Raw genomic sequence first — 15,110 nt, 5'->3', positions numbered from 1 at the left:
CGTATCGAGGCCCTCGCTCCTCGCCGAGAGGCTCGGCAGCCCTTCCCCATCTCCATAACATGCGCTATGGTACGGACATGTGGTGTTTCTATGACAGGCTCTTCATCGGGGGCGAATGGGTACGTCCGGCATCTCCGGACACCCTCCAGGTCGTCTCGGCCAGCACCGAAGAGGTGATCGGATCCGTCCCGAAGGGCAACGAGGCCGACGCCGACGCTGCTGTCGCCGCGGCCCGCCGCGCATTCGACGACCCGACCGGCTGGTCCAGCTGGTCCCCCGACCAACGCGCGGACGCACTACTGCGCTTGGCGACCGCCATCGACAAATACAGCGGGGCCATTGCCATTCGGGTCAGCAGCCAGAACGGCATGCCCACGAGCATCAGCAAGCAGACCGAGGCAGTCGTGCCCGCGACGCTGCTGCGGTATTACGCCGGACTGATCCGCGACACTGCCGTCGAAGAGCACCGGCCCTCGCTGGTCTACGGCACGACCGCGGTCCGCAAGGAACCGCTCGGCGTCGTCGCCGCCATCGTCCCGTGGAACTTCCCGCAGTCGTTGACCTTCTTCAAACTCGCCCCCGCCCTCGCCGCGGGATGCACGGTCGTCATCAAACCCTCGTCCGAGACCGTCCTCGATGCGTTTCTGCTCGCCGACGCGGTCGCAGAAGCGGATCTCCCAGCCGGCGTGATCAACATCGTCACCGGCGGCGGCCGGACGGTGGGAACGCATCTGATCCACCACCCCGGAGTCGACAAGGTGGCCTTCACCGGCTCCACCGACGCCGGGCGCACCATCGCCGAACAGTGTGGGCGGCTGCTCAAACCGGTCACCCTCGAACTCGGCGGCAAGTCCGCGGGAATCATCCTCGACGACGTCGACCTCCATCGGAGCATGAGATCGATGTTCTCCTCGACCCTGCTCAACAACGGCCAAACCTGCTTCATCAGCACCCGCATCCTCGCCCCGGACAACCGCTACGACGAGGTCGTCGACGCGTTCACCGCGATGGCCTCGGCACTGCGTGTCGGTGACGCCCTCGACCCCAAGACCCAGATCGGCCCGGTCGCCAGCGCGCACCAACGCCACAACATCGAGGCACACATCGCCCAAGGAAAGAGCGAGGGAGCACGCATCACCACCGGCGGCCGACGGCCGGCGGATCTCGACCGCGGCTGGTTCGTCGAACCGACGATCTTCGCCGACGTCGACAACAAGGCGACCATTGCGCAGGAAGAGATCTTCGGCCCGGTGCTGAGCATCATCCGCTACCGCGACGAAGACGAAGCCGTCCGGATCGCCAACGATTCCGTCTACGGTCTCGGCGGCACCGTGTGGACCGCCGACCCCGACCGAGGGCTGGCTGTGGCCCGACGCGTCCAGGCCGGTGCCGTCGGCGTCAACGGGTTCACCCTCGACCATGGGGCCCCGTTCGGTGGCGTCAAGTCGAGCGGTCTCGGGCGGGAGCTCGGTCCCGAGGGCCTGCACCCGTACCAGCAACTCAAGTCCGTCTACCTGCCCGCTTGATCTTGGAGAACCTGATGACCGCTGCACGTACCGACGCCGCAATCCGCCCCTACCACGAGATCGACTTGTCCTCCAAGGCGTTCTGGGCGAAGTCCGCCATCGAACGGGAAGCCTCGTTCACCCAACTCCGCGACCACAGTCCCGTCAGTTGGCAACCGCCCGTGGAGGACTCGTGGCTGCCGGAACCGGGCGACCCGGGATACTGGGCGGTGGTGCGGCACGCCGACATCGTCGACGTCAGTCGCCGCAGCGAGGTCTTTATCTCGGGCCTGGGGGTGCAGTTCGAGAATCTCCCGCCGGATGTGCTGCGCGGGTCGCAGTCGATCCTCGCGATGGACCCGCCCGACCACACCAAGATTCGCAAGCTGATCAGTGCCGCCTTCACTCCGCGGCAGGTCAAACGAATCGAAGACCAGATCAAACGCAACGCCTCCGAACTCGTCGATGCCATCGCCGCGAGGGGCGACGCCGAGTTCGTCAGCGAAGTCGCCGCCAAGCTACCGATGCGAACCGTCTGCGACATGATCGGCATCGACCGCGACGAGCAGGAGAAGGTGGCCCACGCCGCCGAAGTCATCACCGGATGGAACGACCCCGAAGTACGGGGCGGCCGTGAGAGAGGGCCCGCGCTGGCCGAGGTCGGCTGGTATCTCACCAAACTTGCCCGCACACTCGCAGCGCAGCGCCGAGCCGAGCCCCGGGATGATCTGATCAGCGCCCTGGTCAATGCCGAGGTGGACGGTGAACGACTCAACGACATCGAAATATCGTCCTTCTTCACACTCTTGTGCGTCGCCGGCACCGATACGACGCGGCAGACCGCCACACACGCGGTGAAGGCATTGACCGATTTTCCTGACCAGCGAGCCTGGCTCCTGGAGGACTACGACGGCCGGATCAACAACGCGATCGAAGAGTTCGTGCGCTGGGCATCCCCGGTGATGACCTTCCGGCGCACCGCCATCGAAGACACCGAACTGGCCGGTCAGCCCATCAAGGCCGGCGAGAAGGTGGTCATGTTCTATCCCTCCGGGAACTGGGACACCGCGGTCTTCACCGACCCCGACACCTTCGACCTGTCACGATCGCCGAACCCGCACGTCGGTTTCGGCGGCGGCGGAAACCACTTCTGCCTCGGCAATCAGGTCGCCAAGAGTCAGCTGCGGGCGCTGTTCCGCGAACTGCTCACACGAATTCCCGATTTCCGGGCGGGTGACCCCGTCATGCTCGAGGGCAACTTCATCCATGGTGTGAAGTCGATGCCCATTCACTTCACACCCGAACAGTCGTGAGATTCCTACGCACTCCATGATGATTGGTAGAGAACATGACAGTACGCACCGACAAAATCCACAGCATCACATCGCCTGCTTCGAGCACCCCGAGTATCGCGATCGCACCTGCGATCATCTCCCGGCTGATCGGCACTCTGCCTGGTAGCGGACCGGAAGTGTCGACAGCTGCACCGGCCACCGGGCAACAATTGGCGACCTTCCGTACCTCGACCGTCGACGACGTGGCGGCGGCGTTCACCGCCGCCCGCACCAGCCAACGCACATGGGCTGCCACATCACCACGTGAGCGGGCCAAACCTTTCCTGCGGCTGCACGACCTCGTCCTCGCGAACGAAGGCCTCATCGACATCGTCCAGGCCGAGACCGGCAAGTCCCGCAACAGCGCATTCGAAGAGACCCTCGATGTCGCGGGACTGGCGCTCTATTACGGCAGGCACGCATCGAAGTTCCTCGCCCCCCGCAAACGAGCCGGAGCGATCCCACTCGCGACACAAACCCGTGAATTGCGGCAGCCCAAGGGCGTGGTGGGCATCATCTCCCCGTGGAACTATCCCCTGTCGCTGGGTGTCTGCGACATCATCCCCGCGCTCCTCGCCGGCAATGCCGTGGTCCACAAGCCGGACACGCAGACCGCGCTGACCGCACTACGCGCGCGGGAGCTCCTCGTCGAAGCCGGCCTCGACCCCGCACTGTGGCAGGTCGTCGTCGGCGAGCCGGCAACGGTCGGACAGCCGATCATCGACCACGCCGACCACATCTGCTTCACCGGCTCGACCAGCGCGGGCCGCAAGATCGCGGAGGCGGCCGCGCGCCGACTCATCGGTTGCACACTCGAGCTCGGCGGCAAGAACCCCATGCTGGTGCTCGACGACGCCGATCTCGACAAGGCCGCCAAGGGAGCAGCTCGGGCGTGTTTCTCCACCGCCGGGCAGCTCTGCCTGTCGACCGAACGCCTGTACATCGCCGGCGCCATCTACGACGAATTCGTCCGCAAGCTCGTCGCGCAGACCCAGGCACTCAAACTCGGGAAGGGCGCAGCGTTCGACTACGACATCGGCACTTTGACATCGCAACGACAGTTCGACAACGTCGAACGTCACGTCGCCGATGCCCGCGATCATGGGGCCACAGTGCTCGCAGGAGGACGGCCACGTCCCGACCTCGGCCCGTATTTCTACGAACCGACCATCCTCGAGGACGTCACCCCCGAGATGGAGGTGTACGCCAACGAGACCTTCGGACCGGTGGTCTCGTTGTACCGGGTCGACAGTGACGACGAGGCTGTCCGCCTCGCAAACGACACCGAGTTCGGCCTCAACGCCAGCGTCTGGACCTCCAGCACGGCCCGTGGCCGCCGTGTCGCCGAACAGATCCGTTGCGGAACCGTCAACATCAACGAGGGCTACGGCTCTGCCTACGCGTCCAACGACGCACCGATGGGCGGAATGAAGTCCTCCGGTCAGGGCCGTCGGCATGGCGAACACGGCATCCTCGAGTACACCGAGCTGCAGACCATCGCGAGCCAACACGTCGTGGGATTCGATCCCCCGGCAGGAGTGAGCACCGAGCAGAACGCAACGATCCTCGCCTGGACGTACCGGCTGATGAAGATGTTTCGAATCAAGTAGAAACGTCGTCAGTCCCGCGTCTGCGCGGATCCGTTGCTTCTGCAGGCTGAACGACCACGGCCTGCGGGTCACAGAGGTCAGCTGTGCTCCCACCGGTGGACACGTTTCGCGCCCGAACCCGGGGCACCGCAGCGCCGATGCTGTCGACCATCGCGGCGACCGCATCGGTGCGGTGAAAGCGACCCAAACGGCAAGAACTCTTTAACCCATCTTTCGGCTCCTCCCGGGAGCACCGAAACTCTTTCCCATTCATCTGCAGCGCAATACCGATCGAGGAGTCAGTGTGAGGAGCGATCTTTTCGAGGTCGATCACGAGGCGTATCGCCAGACAGTCCGCCGTTTCGTGGAGAACGACGTTGTCCCGAATCTCGAACGATGGGACGAACAGCGATCGATTGACCGCGAAACATGGTTGGCCGCTGGGAAGTTAGGATTGTTGGGGTTGTCGATCCCTGAGGAGTACGGCGGCAGCGGGGTCACCGACTACCGCTTCCGGGTCGTCGTCATCTCGGAGTTGGCCCGCGTCGGTGCCGCAGCATTGCAGTCCGGATTCTCCACCAACGACGACATCGTCGCGAACTACATCCTGCGACAGGGCAGCGCTGATCAGAAGCGACGATGGTTGCCGGGGTTTACGACCGGGGAGACGATCGGAGCAATCGCGATGACCGAACCCGGAACCGGGAGCGATCTTCGCGGCATCAAGACCACTGCCGTCCAAGACGGCGACGCCTGGGTGGTAAACGGCAGCAAGACCTTCATCACGAGTGGGATCCTCGCGGACCTGGTGATCGTCGTCGTGCGCACCCCCAGCAGCGATGGAAGTGGTGCGCTCAGCCTGGTGGTGGTGGAGGATGGCATGCCCGGATTCCACCGAGGCCGGCAATTGCACAAGGTCGGTCTGTCCGCCCAGGACACCGCTGAGCTGGTTTTCGACGACGTTCGAGTTCCCCAGGAGAATGTGCTCGGTGAGATCGGTGCCGGGCTGCACTATTTGATGGACAGTCTCTCGCTCGAGCGGCTCGGTATCGCGCTCGCTGCGCAGATGTCCGCCGAAGCGGCGCTGCAGTGGACCGTGTCCTACGTGACCGAACGCAAAGCGTTCGGGAAGTCGATCTCCGAATTCCAGAACACCGGCTTCGTCCTGGCCGACCTCGCGACACGGATCGATATGGTCCGCGCCTTCCTCGACCGTGCCGTAATCCAGCACTCACATGGAGAACTCTCACCCACCGACGCTGCCAAGGCCAAGCTCGCTGCTACCGAACTGCAGTGGGACGTCATCGATGCGGGACTCCAGCTGCACGGCGGCTACGGCTACATGATGGAGTATCCGATTGCAAAGGCCTTCATCGATGCGCGCGTGCAGCGTATTTACGGCGGCACCAACGAAATCATGAAGGAGATCATCCAGCGCGATCTCTTCAGTTCAGCGGATAGGCGTAGCTGAAGCCCAACGATGCTCCACGCCACCTAACATCTACTGCAGGTGAGTGTTCCGAGGACGCACCCCGGCGAGGGATCACCACCCTTACACAGCCGACCCGGACCAGCAGTGCTGAGCCGGGGGATGCACGTGCGACACACCCTGATAGACAGCCATGCTCCGGAACTTCGCCGCTGAAGAAACCGTAAGAGCTCGTAGTTTGCACCGTAGAAGTCTGCGGTTTCACAGAAGGATGAGGATATTGCAGCGGGTTTCACACAGCAGCGCACGGCGCACCAATCGCCGTGCGCTACAAACCTGGAGCGCTGGCTCACCCGAAATGGACGCCGAATCCTCGGCAATCGTTGACTTCGCTGTCCGCTGGCTCCCCTTCGGCGGCCCGCCCGCTGATGACATTCTCGTCGAGTTTGGAATCAGCATGCTGACCTTTGCTCAACGGATCGAGAAAATCCTCGTCTCAGGACGCCCCACCGGTCTGTCGCTGGCCGAGCGAAACGGGCTACGCGAAATGGTTGCCGTAGTGGGCCGCACCGCAGAACGAGGATGACTCCTGGACCGAGCGTGCGGTCCCGGGCAAGACCGACCACACCCGGAGGCGTAGACCGCCTGCGCCAACCGCGCCTCCGCGTGTTCGTACGGTGGCGTCCATACAGTCGAGGCGCGTGGCGGGTTTGGCCGCGCCCGCTCATCCGCTAGGGAGACACACGTCGGCCTCGAGACTCGCCAGGGCCGGCGGCGGCGGTGGGTACCCGCAGTTCGGACATCACCGCGAGACCGTTCCACGCCCAACGACGAGTCCCGGGGTCGCGGACGTTGGTGCCGTCGAGCCCAGTCCAGCTCCCGCATCCGCTCGACCGGTGCTTTCCCGGGGGCGGGGGGCATCGCCTTCCTGGTCGCCCAGATCTGCTCGTATCCGGGTCGTCGCTAGTCGTAGTCGGTGTTGTCGCTAATGCGGACCATGGATTTGTGCTGGTAGTAGGCACGAGCTATGGACTCTTTCACCAGCAGGCGGATGCTCGCGGATGAGTCCCGGATCCATGCGGACGGGAACGCGCTGGCGGCCACTGCGGTGAGGGCCTGCACACGGCTGGTCGACATCGGGTGCACCTCGGGCACCACGGTGCCGTAGTCGCCGTAGCGACCAAGCACTTCCGCGGCGATCCGGCCTTCTGCGGCCCCGCGGCGCAACTCGAGGTTGTCGACCTCGACCGTGGCGACACGGATCGAATCGGTGCGGGCAATGAAGTCCGCCGTCGTCGCCTGGATCAGTGCGAGGCGCTCGACGCGTTCCCGCGGGGCCGAGCCACCGCAACTGTCTCGTCATGTCGTGGTCTCCGCTCGACGGCGCGCTTCTCGGCGATCTGCTGAGCGAGCAGTTCCTTGACGTGGCTTCTGGCCGCGTCGATTCGTTCGCGTTTCGGTGGGGTCGAGACGGGTAGCGATCTCGGCGTCGACCGCGGTGGCGACGAGCAAGCCGGCAGTGCGGACAGCGGCTACGTAGCGGCGGACCGACTCAATGGGGGTCTGCGGTGTACGCCGCTATGCGTTGCACGCATACATCGGGCAACCGTTCTTGCTGCATCCTCAACCAACCTGGTGGACATACTTGAACATGACAATCCTGAGTTTGTGTTCCGGCTTTGGAAGAATGCGATGCGGTGACCGGGGATTCAGGCGCTGCGGTTGGCTGTCTTGCGACCGAGGATGCGGTCACGATCCTCTTCGGAGGTGCCGCCCCAGATTCCGAACGGCTCCCGCGCAGACAGCGCGTACTCCCGGCAAGGCCGTGGTACCGGGCATCCGGAACAGATTTGCTTCGCTCGAGCAATGCGCGTGGCTCGCCTTGGTCCGCGCTCGTTGGAAGGGTGAAAGAATAACGACGGTTCGACGACGCGGCACAGGGCAGCGAGTCGCCCGTTCAGGCTCTCGCGTGTGGGTAGATGGCTTTGACTTACGGTTCGAAAGGCCCGCACAGTGGCACTCCTTTGCTGGTGGGCGGTCGGGCTCCGCGACGAGGGCACCGACAGTGCCGGGATGCTGATGAGGTTGGTGAAGCCACCGTGACACGGGGCGTCGGCGAGTAGATCGGATGCTGCGTTCTCACCGTTGCAGCCTGACGGGAATTGATCGCACGCATCGGAGCTACGCATCCAAAGCTCAGGCGGGACTATGCCGATGACTTGCCAATGCCGCGAGAGCAAGGCTTCGGAATCGAAGAGTGAGAAGAGGAACAGAGCGGCAAGCACTTGCAGGTTGGGCGACTACCAAGTCGCCGCGGCGACTGCGAGCCGGTTCCGGACAAATTTTCACTTCTACAGCAGCTGGCGGCAGTGTCCTGAATCAGGATTGAGAAGCGATCGACAATTCACGCATGAAAGACTTTCGCGAATGCCTCGAGTTCCCGAGGAATGTCCGGACCAACCGGCGTGTAACAGAATCTGGTGGCCCCAGACTGCTCGATCTCCGCTAGTCGGTCGCGGATCTGTGCTGGGCAACCGGTGAGTGTCCCATCACGGACTGCGTTGCCGTTAACATACTTCCGATCGAGTTCGGTCAATGTGAGCATATGACCACGATGAGTTTCGATCACACGCTCGTCCTCGGGGAACGATTCGATCGCTGCGGTGAACCCCCGCTCTTCCTCGGAGCCGGCGAGCGGACCGTACGGGCCCATGTGCAGAGCGAGAGCGGCGGCAGGCGCTACTCTCTCGATCACAGCAGGATCATCGCATGTTTCGTTCGGCGCCAGAACCGTGCCGTAATAGCTTACGGCGCAAGGGCCCTCGAACGTGATCTTCTGGTCGCCATGGGTCAGGTTGGTGATGATGCCGTTTGCGACCCGGGAGGCGACACCGAGCCCTTTCGGACCGTGCGCGGCTACCCAAATCGGAACATCGATGGGAAGCGAGATACCAGATTCCGCGACATGCAGCATCGAGCCCTTCCGACCATCGATTTCGATCTCCCCGCCGGCAAGGAGGGTTCTGAGCTGACCGACGAACGTCTCGACAACCGACCAGGGAATGTTCTTGCTACGCAGCAGTCCGGTGCTGCTGAAGCCGGATCCGACTACCAGGGTAACGCGGTCAGGTGCGAGCTGGTGCAGGGTCGCAAGTGAGCTTGCAACGTCGGCGACATGGCGTAAGCGCGGCACGATCACCGAGATACCCAGGCCTATTCGAGAGGTCCGCTCCGCTGCCAGAGCGAGCATCATCCATGGATCGGCGTATATCGCGGGTGAGTAGAAGGGCCACGCGCTGACGTATCCCAACTCTTCGGCGATGCGGATATTCTCCGGAGTCGACAGCGTCGTTGCGAATGTGCACGAGAGTTCCATGTTCATGAGCGATGATCCTCATCCTCTGCCGGCGCTCTGTCCTGAGCGCCGATCAAGACTGCTAGGACTGTGGCTGGTTTGTCGCCCTTGTTGCGCCATGCGTGGCGGGTGCCGTGTTGAACGACAATGTCGCCGGTGGTCAGATGAACCTCGCCCTCAGAAAGCTCAAGCCACACTTCCCCTTCGATGACCACGTCGTAGTCCACAGTCGGAGTGGTATGCATTCCAGGATTGTCGGGTTCGAACAGTTCGGCCAGACCGGGTGAGCTCTCCGCTGCCTCGGCGCCAGCTGCTACGGGATCGTAAGAGGGATCAGCGTAGACCGAGTCGGGCGGAAGGGTCAGCAACAGCAGACTCGTCCCTCCCACCACCGGCAGGAAACTGGACTTGGCCAGGGTGGGATCGGTTGTAGAGCTGCTCAGAACCGGTTTGGGCTCCGTGGACCACACGAATCCGGAGGCGAATCCAGGTGTGTGCCGGGAAAGATTCAGGCGGGTCGGCTGCCCGTCCTCGACGACCGTGCTGATGCCGTTGACATTTGAAACCACCACTCTGCGGTAGTTCATAAGACGCCTCCTAGACGGGAAGTTGCGATAACGGATCTCATCAAACTGCAAAACGAACTTCTGATATGTGACTACGGCTCGACTGGCTGGGGTGCGCAGTGATTGCCACGAGGATTTTCACCGACAACTGGAGCGGTGAATGACTCACCGGGCGGTCCCAGATGGAGTTCGCTGCGGGTGGGGTTCGGCACCATATCGCCGGAGTGGGTTGCCCTGTAGCTGACGCTCCGTTCCGTAGATATGAAGCGGTTGCGGGCCGTCCCGATTCTTGGGTCGTCGAGCCCGGGGGGAGCCAGATCAATGGTGGGTTGGTCTGTGCAAGGGGACATTCCTCAGGCTCCACGTTCGAAGGGATCTCGCGCTGCCGGCGAGGTCCACACTAGAACTGCTGTACAGGGCGTTGTAGTGAACTGCACTACGACTAGTGGCGTCTCTCACAGTGCCTCGAATAGACGCGATTGTCAAGACAATACTCGATACTCTTCTTGGTTAACGATAGTTGCAAGCGAGCCTTGGGTGGCATACCCGTGACGCCGACGCTCGGGCGTCTCGGGCCGAGTCAAACTATCGATCATGGGATTGACAAACGATAATCTGTACAAGATTATCGTGTTGCCAGTGTCACAGTCGTGTGGGTACGCGACTACCTTGGGCGAGTGCTGGGTCTTGCGACTTTCGCTTGCCCCAGCCACGTAGAAGGAAGCACCACGATGCCTGACGTGCAGAGAGCTACTGACCGTCCCGCCGGGACGCCGTGACTTACTGCCTCTACTGAAGTACATGCCCACTCTCATGGGCGCGCAGGCCCGTCTCAACGAGACGAGCACTTGTACCCCCGCTAACAAGGTGCGACACGCGGTGACCGAATCACGCCGACCACAGGAGACTTTTGACTCAATCCCCAGGAATCTTGCAATGGTCCCGGATCTCCTCCGGTCGGCGAACCGAACGCTCCACTCTTTGACAGAGTCTCACGTCCGGCGACTCGCTACTCAGCGCCTAAAAGGCCACCACTACGCCTCTCACCGATGAACAGTTTCGAAAGGTCCTTCAATGTCTAAGACCATGCGTGCTGCACGAATGCACAACAGCGGCGATCCGTTGCGAATTGACCGCATCGAAGTGCCCCGCCCTGGACCTACCGATGTCCTGGTCGAAGTAAAGGCATGCGGCATTGTGCCCAATCTGGGCAATGTCCTTCGCAACCTCAGCACCTGGTACCCCCACCTGACTCTGCCACCTCTGCCTGCAATCTACGGCCTCGACCCGTCGGGTGTCATCGTCGACAAAGGATCCCAGGTGCACGGACTTGACATCGGTCAGCGCGTGTACGTGAATCCGGCACGCTACTGTGGCGGATGTTATGTCTGCCGCATCGGAAAGCCCGAGCAATGCGAGGCTTTCGCATGTAGCGGCTATTTCGGTGTAGGCCGACGATCCGGTGAGCTACTCGAAGACTACCCCTACGGCGGTATGTGTGAGTTCATGACCGCGCCCCAGTACAGCATTGTGACGATTCCAGACAACGTTTCGCACGAAACGGCCGCCCGCTGGGGCTATCTCGGCACCGGTTATAAAGCCCTGCGTACGGCAGGAGCAGGGCCAAACAGCACGGTGGTCGTAAACGGTGCCACCGGTACGCTCGGGATCGGGGTCGTGCTGTTCGCGCTTGCTATGGGGGCGAAAGTACTTGGTGTCGCCCGCGATCAAGCCCTCCTCGATAGACTCCGCGAACTTGCGCCCGACCGCATCGAGGTTTTCTCGATCAAAGAGGGCGGCAGCATCGCCGAGTGGGTTCGGTCACAAACCAATGGCGATGGCGCATCGATCGTTGTCGACGCTCTCGGTCCTGGCGCACCCCACCAGGTCCTCGTGGATTCGATTGCAGGCCTTCGCCGCGGTGGGCAACTCGTCAATGTTGGTGCGGTCGTCGGAGACGTACCGGTTAACCTCAACTCGATGATGTCCAATGACCGCAACATTATTGGCTCAAACTGGTTCTCTGTCGCCGACGGACAAGCTATGTCCGGCATGGCTAAAGCAGGTTTGGTGGACCTGAGCATTTTCGAGCACGAGATTTTCAAGCTCGAGGAAGTAAACGAGGCCCTCTCCGTGATCGGAAGCCGGAACGGCGGATTCAGCAACTACGTGATCGTTCCGTGAACGTCACGATGCCCGTCAGCACAAATTCAGGTGCGGCGGTGGGTATAACGGGTCCGATCGATCTGGCAGCTGTGGAGTCGTGAGGTTGTAGACATCGGGCCAACGCGTAGCTCCCTTTGGTGAGGTGTCACAGCCAGAGAAACCGCGTGGAGAGCACTACTCCAGCGTGGTGGGTCGAGGCGTGCGAGTCGGAGCTGGATGCGACGCTGGTTGATCCATACCAATTTGAACCGACGGATTCGTCGCGCACGCTGTTCGTCCGCAGTTGAACAAGGGGCGCCACAGCTGCTGTTGCTACGGCGCTGAAGAGTCGGGTGGTCGCCTCCCTGAACTAGCCCGACGGGCAGGACGAAGGTTGACTGGAACCGCCGACGAGTTGTGCCAGTTCGCCACGAAGCTGCAGAGCGTGTGGTCAATAGCGCTCTGCAGCTTCCTGTCATGAAACAGGACTCCTGAGGCACGGGATTCCGGTGACGATGGGTCAAACATGTCTCGAACCCGTACACATCACCGGCACAGTAGCGAAGAATGACCGCTTGGACGACCTGGCGGAAGTCGCCGAAAGAGCCGCCGCCCTCCGCGACGGAGACGGCCAGCGGGCAACGCGCGCGCCTGACTACGGAACCACCTATGCGAAGCGGCCTGGTCGCTTGCACATCTCGTACACGGGAGTGGCGAGGAGGTGTCGCCCCACTCGCTTTCGCTTGTTGGTACCGGTGCGGCCAACCCGTCGACCACGGCCGGTCGCCCCTCTGGGGTTGGTTGAGTCGCCTGACGATGCAGCAAGATCGGTACTTGACGGGAGGTCAGTAGGCTGGCGACGTCGCCTGCACCTGTGTTGAGTCCCCGTCCTTGCCGTTACCTGCAAACAGGGCCGGCGCGCGGAAGAGCCTCACCGGCGTTCCGAGAGGAACCTGCGCCGGGCAGGTAGAGGAGGGGGGCCACATCCTTCTAGGGGTCCGCGGCGGGTTGCGGTGGGGATCAGCACGGAAGTCCCCGCGTATTGCTCCGACCCTCACCGCAGTGGTACTTGCCTTGACCGTCCACTCCACACCGTCTGTGTCGCTGACGCTCGCCCAGACGTGCTCGTGGTCGGAGCCGAACGAGGTGATGGGCTCATCGGTGCCTGCGCGGGTTGTCGGCTGTTCCGGGTCAAGCCCGCCGGGGCGGCACTCGACGGCGCGCACTGGCCCCCCTGGGATGGAGCGCTGTTTCTGGCAATGGGACCGCCGACCAATCAGCTGCAGGTGAGCGAGCATTCGAATACATAAGAGCGGAACGTATTTGAAGTGACCTCCTTTACACCGCCCGGCGCCCGCGCTTGAGGTGGACGCCGCAGTGACAGAGCAGGAGCAGGGAAGCGGGGTCCGCCGGTCGAGGCCGGCGTCCTGCTGGCCGGCGGGGAGCCATTGAGGGCGCGAGCGCAGAGAGCGCCGCGCTCCCTCAATAGCCCTTACCTCACGCGAGCTGCTATCCCTGTGGGGCGATTACCGCGTCTGCTGGTCGTCGTCGAGGTCGTTCCAGGACGGAGTAGGCACCGCTTCATCGAACCTGATGGTTGTGCGGCGCAGCCGGGTAGATCCGTCGATCGCGCCTTCGGCGTAGGCACTTCCGACGCCGCTCGACTTGATTCCGCCGAACCACAAGCCGGGCCCGTACATCCTCATCGTGTTGCCCCAGATCGTTCCGGCCTGCACGAGCTGGCTCATGCGATGCATCCGCCCCAAGTCGCGAGTCCAGATGTTTGCGCTCAAGCCGAACTCCACGTTGTTGGCAAGCTCCACCGCTTGATCCTCGTCGTCGAAGACGAGGATCGAGAGGACTGGACCGAAAATCTCCTCCTGGGCAACACGCATGGACGGATCGACGTCGGTGAGCACGGTGGGCTCCACGAACAAGCCATTAGGGTCGGTTCCAGGGGGCGTTCCCCCTCCGTGCAGTATCTGCGCTCCTTCATCGCGTGCAATCTTCAGGTAACTCTGCACCCGATCGAACTGCTGCTGCGAGGCCAACGGCCCGACATGATTATTCGGGTCCATGGGGTCTCCGACGCGCACACGTGCAGCTCTTTGGCGGAGCGCCTCGACGAAGTCGGACGCGATCGAACGCTGAACGAGCAGACGTGTTCCCGCGACACAGACTTGGCCGGCATTGTTGAATATCCCCCACACCGCAGCGCGGCCGGCTGTCTCGAGGTCCGCGTCCTCAAACACGATATTCGGCGACTTGCCACCGAGTTCGAGCACGCTCTTCTTGAAAGTGTCTGCGGCAGCCCGCGCAATGCTTCGGCCAGTCGGCACACTGCCGGTGAAGGTGATCCCGCCGATACCTGGATGTTCCGCTACTGCGGCACCGACCTCACCACCACCGGTGACGACGTTGACGAGCCCGGCCGGGAATCCGGCCTCGGCACCGAGCCGGGCAAGCACGAGCGCGGACAAGGGGGACATCTCACTCGGCTTGACCACTACGGCATTTCCACATGCGAGTGCAGGGGCCACACGGCTGCAGAAGCTACCCACTGGTCCATTCCACGGCATGATCACCCCGATGACCCCAAGCGGTTCCCGGGTGGTGTATGACAGGTGGCCCGCGTTCCCCGGGACCTGGGTGCCAGTCATGCGATCCACCTGACCGGACCAGTAGCGAATCAGGCGTGCGCTCGCCGCGCCGTCACCGAGAGAGTCCCGGATTGTGCGCCCCATGTTCCGTGTGTCGATTTCTGCCAGCTTCGCATGATGACTCTCAACGAGGTCTGCCCACGCGAGCAATACTTTGACACGGCGGCCCGGCTCCCAGCCGAACCACTCGTGCTGCGCCCGGGTGGCTGCCTGCACGGCACGGTCGACATCGGCGGCGTCGCTTTTGGCCACCTGGGCGATAACTTCACCGTTCGCCGGGTTGATCGCATCGAAGAATCCGGTCGCGGATTGGTCGGGCGCCCCGTCAATGTATGCGAACTGCCGATCTGTCGGAGCTTCTGTGATGTGAACCAAAAGATGACCTTCCAGGTCTCGGGATGTCCGATCGAGCATTCACGCGGCAAAGGGCCGCGACGAACCGCTCGCGTTCGGTTGAAACCGACGGACCACTGAGTGGGCAGTCGTGCCCGTCGCACTCTACCCAAGATAATCGACTATTGACAGGT

Annotated in this window: 11 protein-coding genes; 6 read left to right on the top strand and 5 right to left on the bottom strand. The window is 62.7% G+C overall.

What is annotated here, in order from left to right; genetic code table 11:
* Positions 1-77 precede the first annotated feature (77 nt).
* The 5 genes from CJ177_RS09190 to CJ177_RS09170 all read left to right on the top strand — a co-directional run bounded on the left by CJ177_RS09190 (position 78) and on the right by CJ177_RS09170 (position 6,443).
* The gene (locus tag CJ177_RS09190; RefSeq protein ID WP_095867611.1) at positions 78-1,526 is read left to right on the top strand and encodes an aldehyde dehydrogenase; all 1,449 of its coding nucleotides are present in this window, start codon (positions 78-80) and stop codon (positions 1,524-1,526) included.
* A gap of 14 nt (positions 1,527-1,540) precedes the next feature.
* The gene (locus CJ177_RS09185; RefSeq protein WP_095867697.1) at positions 1,541-2,818 is read left to right on the top strand and encodes a cytochrome P450; all 1,278 of its coding nucleotides are present in this window, start codon (positions 1,541-1,543) and stop codon (positions 2,816-2,818) included.
* A gap of 35 nt (positions 2,819-2,853) precedes the next feature.
* Positions 2,854-4,449, top strand: coding sequence for a succinic semialdehyde dehydrogenase (locus CJ177_RS09180; protein WP_179443183.1), 1,596 nt, complete (start codon positions 2,854-2,856; stop codon positions 4,447-4,449).
* 283 nt (positions 4,450-4,732) lie between these two features.
* Complete coding sequence (locus CJ177_RS09175; RefSeq protein ID WP_095867610.1) at positions 4,733-5,899, top strand: acyl-CoA dehydrogenase family protein; 1,167 nt, start codon at positions 4,733-4,735, stop codon at positions 5,897-5,899.
* 316 nt (positions 5,900-6,215) lie between these two features.
* Positions 6,216-6,443 (top strand): hypothetical protein, encoded by a 228-nt coding sequence (locus CJ177_RS09170; RefSeq protein WP_061042550.1) that lies wholly within the window; start codon positions 6,216-6,218, stop codon positions 6,441-6,443.
* Between the two features lie 377 nt (positions 6,444-6,820).
* Here the strand turns inward: CJ177_RS09170 and CJ177_RS47330 are convergent, their stop codons facing one another.
* The 4 genes from CJ177_RS47330 to CJ177_RS09145 all read right to left on the bottom strand — a co-directional run bounded on the left by CJ177_RS47330 (position 6,821) and on the right by CJ177_RS09145 (position 9,799).
* Complete coding sequence (locus tag CJ177_RS47330; RefSeq protein ID WP_179443182.1) at positions 6,821-6,994, bottom strand: hypothetical protein; 174 nt, start codon at positions 6,992-6,994, stop codon at positions 6,821-6,823.
* A gap of 572 nt (positions 6,995-7,566) precedes the next feature.
* On the bottom strand, positions 7,567-8,046 hold the full coding sequence (locus CJ177_RS49340; protein ID WP_095867695.1) for a WhiB family transcriptional regulator: 480 nt from the start codon (positions 8,044-8,046) through the stop codon (positions 7,567-7,569).
* 215 nt (positions 8,047-8,261) lie between these two features.
* Positions 8,262-9,239, bottom strand: coding sequence for an LLM class flavin-dependent oxidoreductase (locus tag CJ177_RS09150; RefSeq protein WP_095867607.1), 978 nt, complete (start codon positions 9,237-9,239; stop codon positions 8,262-8,264).
* Positions 9,236-9,799: a cupin domain-containing protein gene (locus CJ177_RS09145; RefSeq protein ID WP_095867606.1), complete on the bottom strand. Its 564-nt coding sequence runs from the start codon at positions 9,797-9,799 to the stop codon at positions 9,236-9,238. Before CJ177_RS09145 ends, CJ177_RS09150 begins: the two co-directional genes overlap by 4 nt.
* 1,053 nt (positions 9,800-10,852) lie before the next feature.
* On the opposite strand from CJ177_RS09145, the gene CJ177_RS09140 reads away from it, so the two are divergent.
* The gene (locus CJ177_RS09140) at positions 10,853-11,962 is read left to right on the top strand and encodes an alcohol dehydrogenase catalytic domain-containing protein (RefSeq protein WP_179443181.1); all 1,110 of its coding nucleotides are present in this window, start codon (positions 10,853-10,855) and stop codon (positions 11,960-11,962) included.
* Between the two features lie 1,487 nt (positions 11,963-13,449).
* On the opposite strand, the gene CJ177_RS09135 is transcribed toward CJ177_RS09140, so the two are convergent.
* Positions 13,450-14,997 carry an aldehyde dehydrogenase gene (locus CJ177_RS09135; RefSeq protein WP_095867605.1) on the bottom strand — a complete coding sequence of 516 codons (1,548 nt, stop codon included), beginning with the start codon at positions 14,995-14,997 and terminating at the stop codon, positions 13,450-13,452.
* Between the last annotated feature and the right edge of the window lie 113 nt (positions 14,998-15,110).

The organism is Rhodococcus sp. ACPA1 (genome assembly GCF_002300195.1).
Taxonomy (GTDB): domain Bacteria; phylum Actinomycetota; class Actinomycetes; order Mycobacteriales; family Mycobacteriaceae; genus Rhodococcus_F; species Rhodococcus_F opacus.
This window is presented reverse-complemented; position numbering and strand designations above follow the sequence as displayed.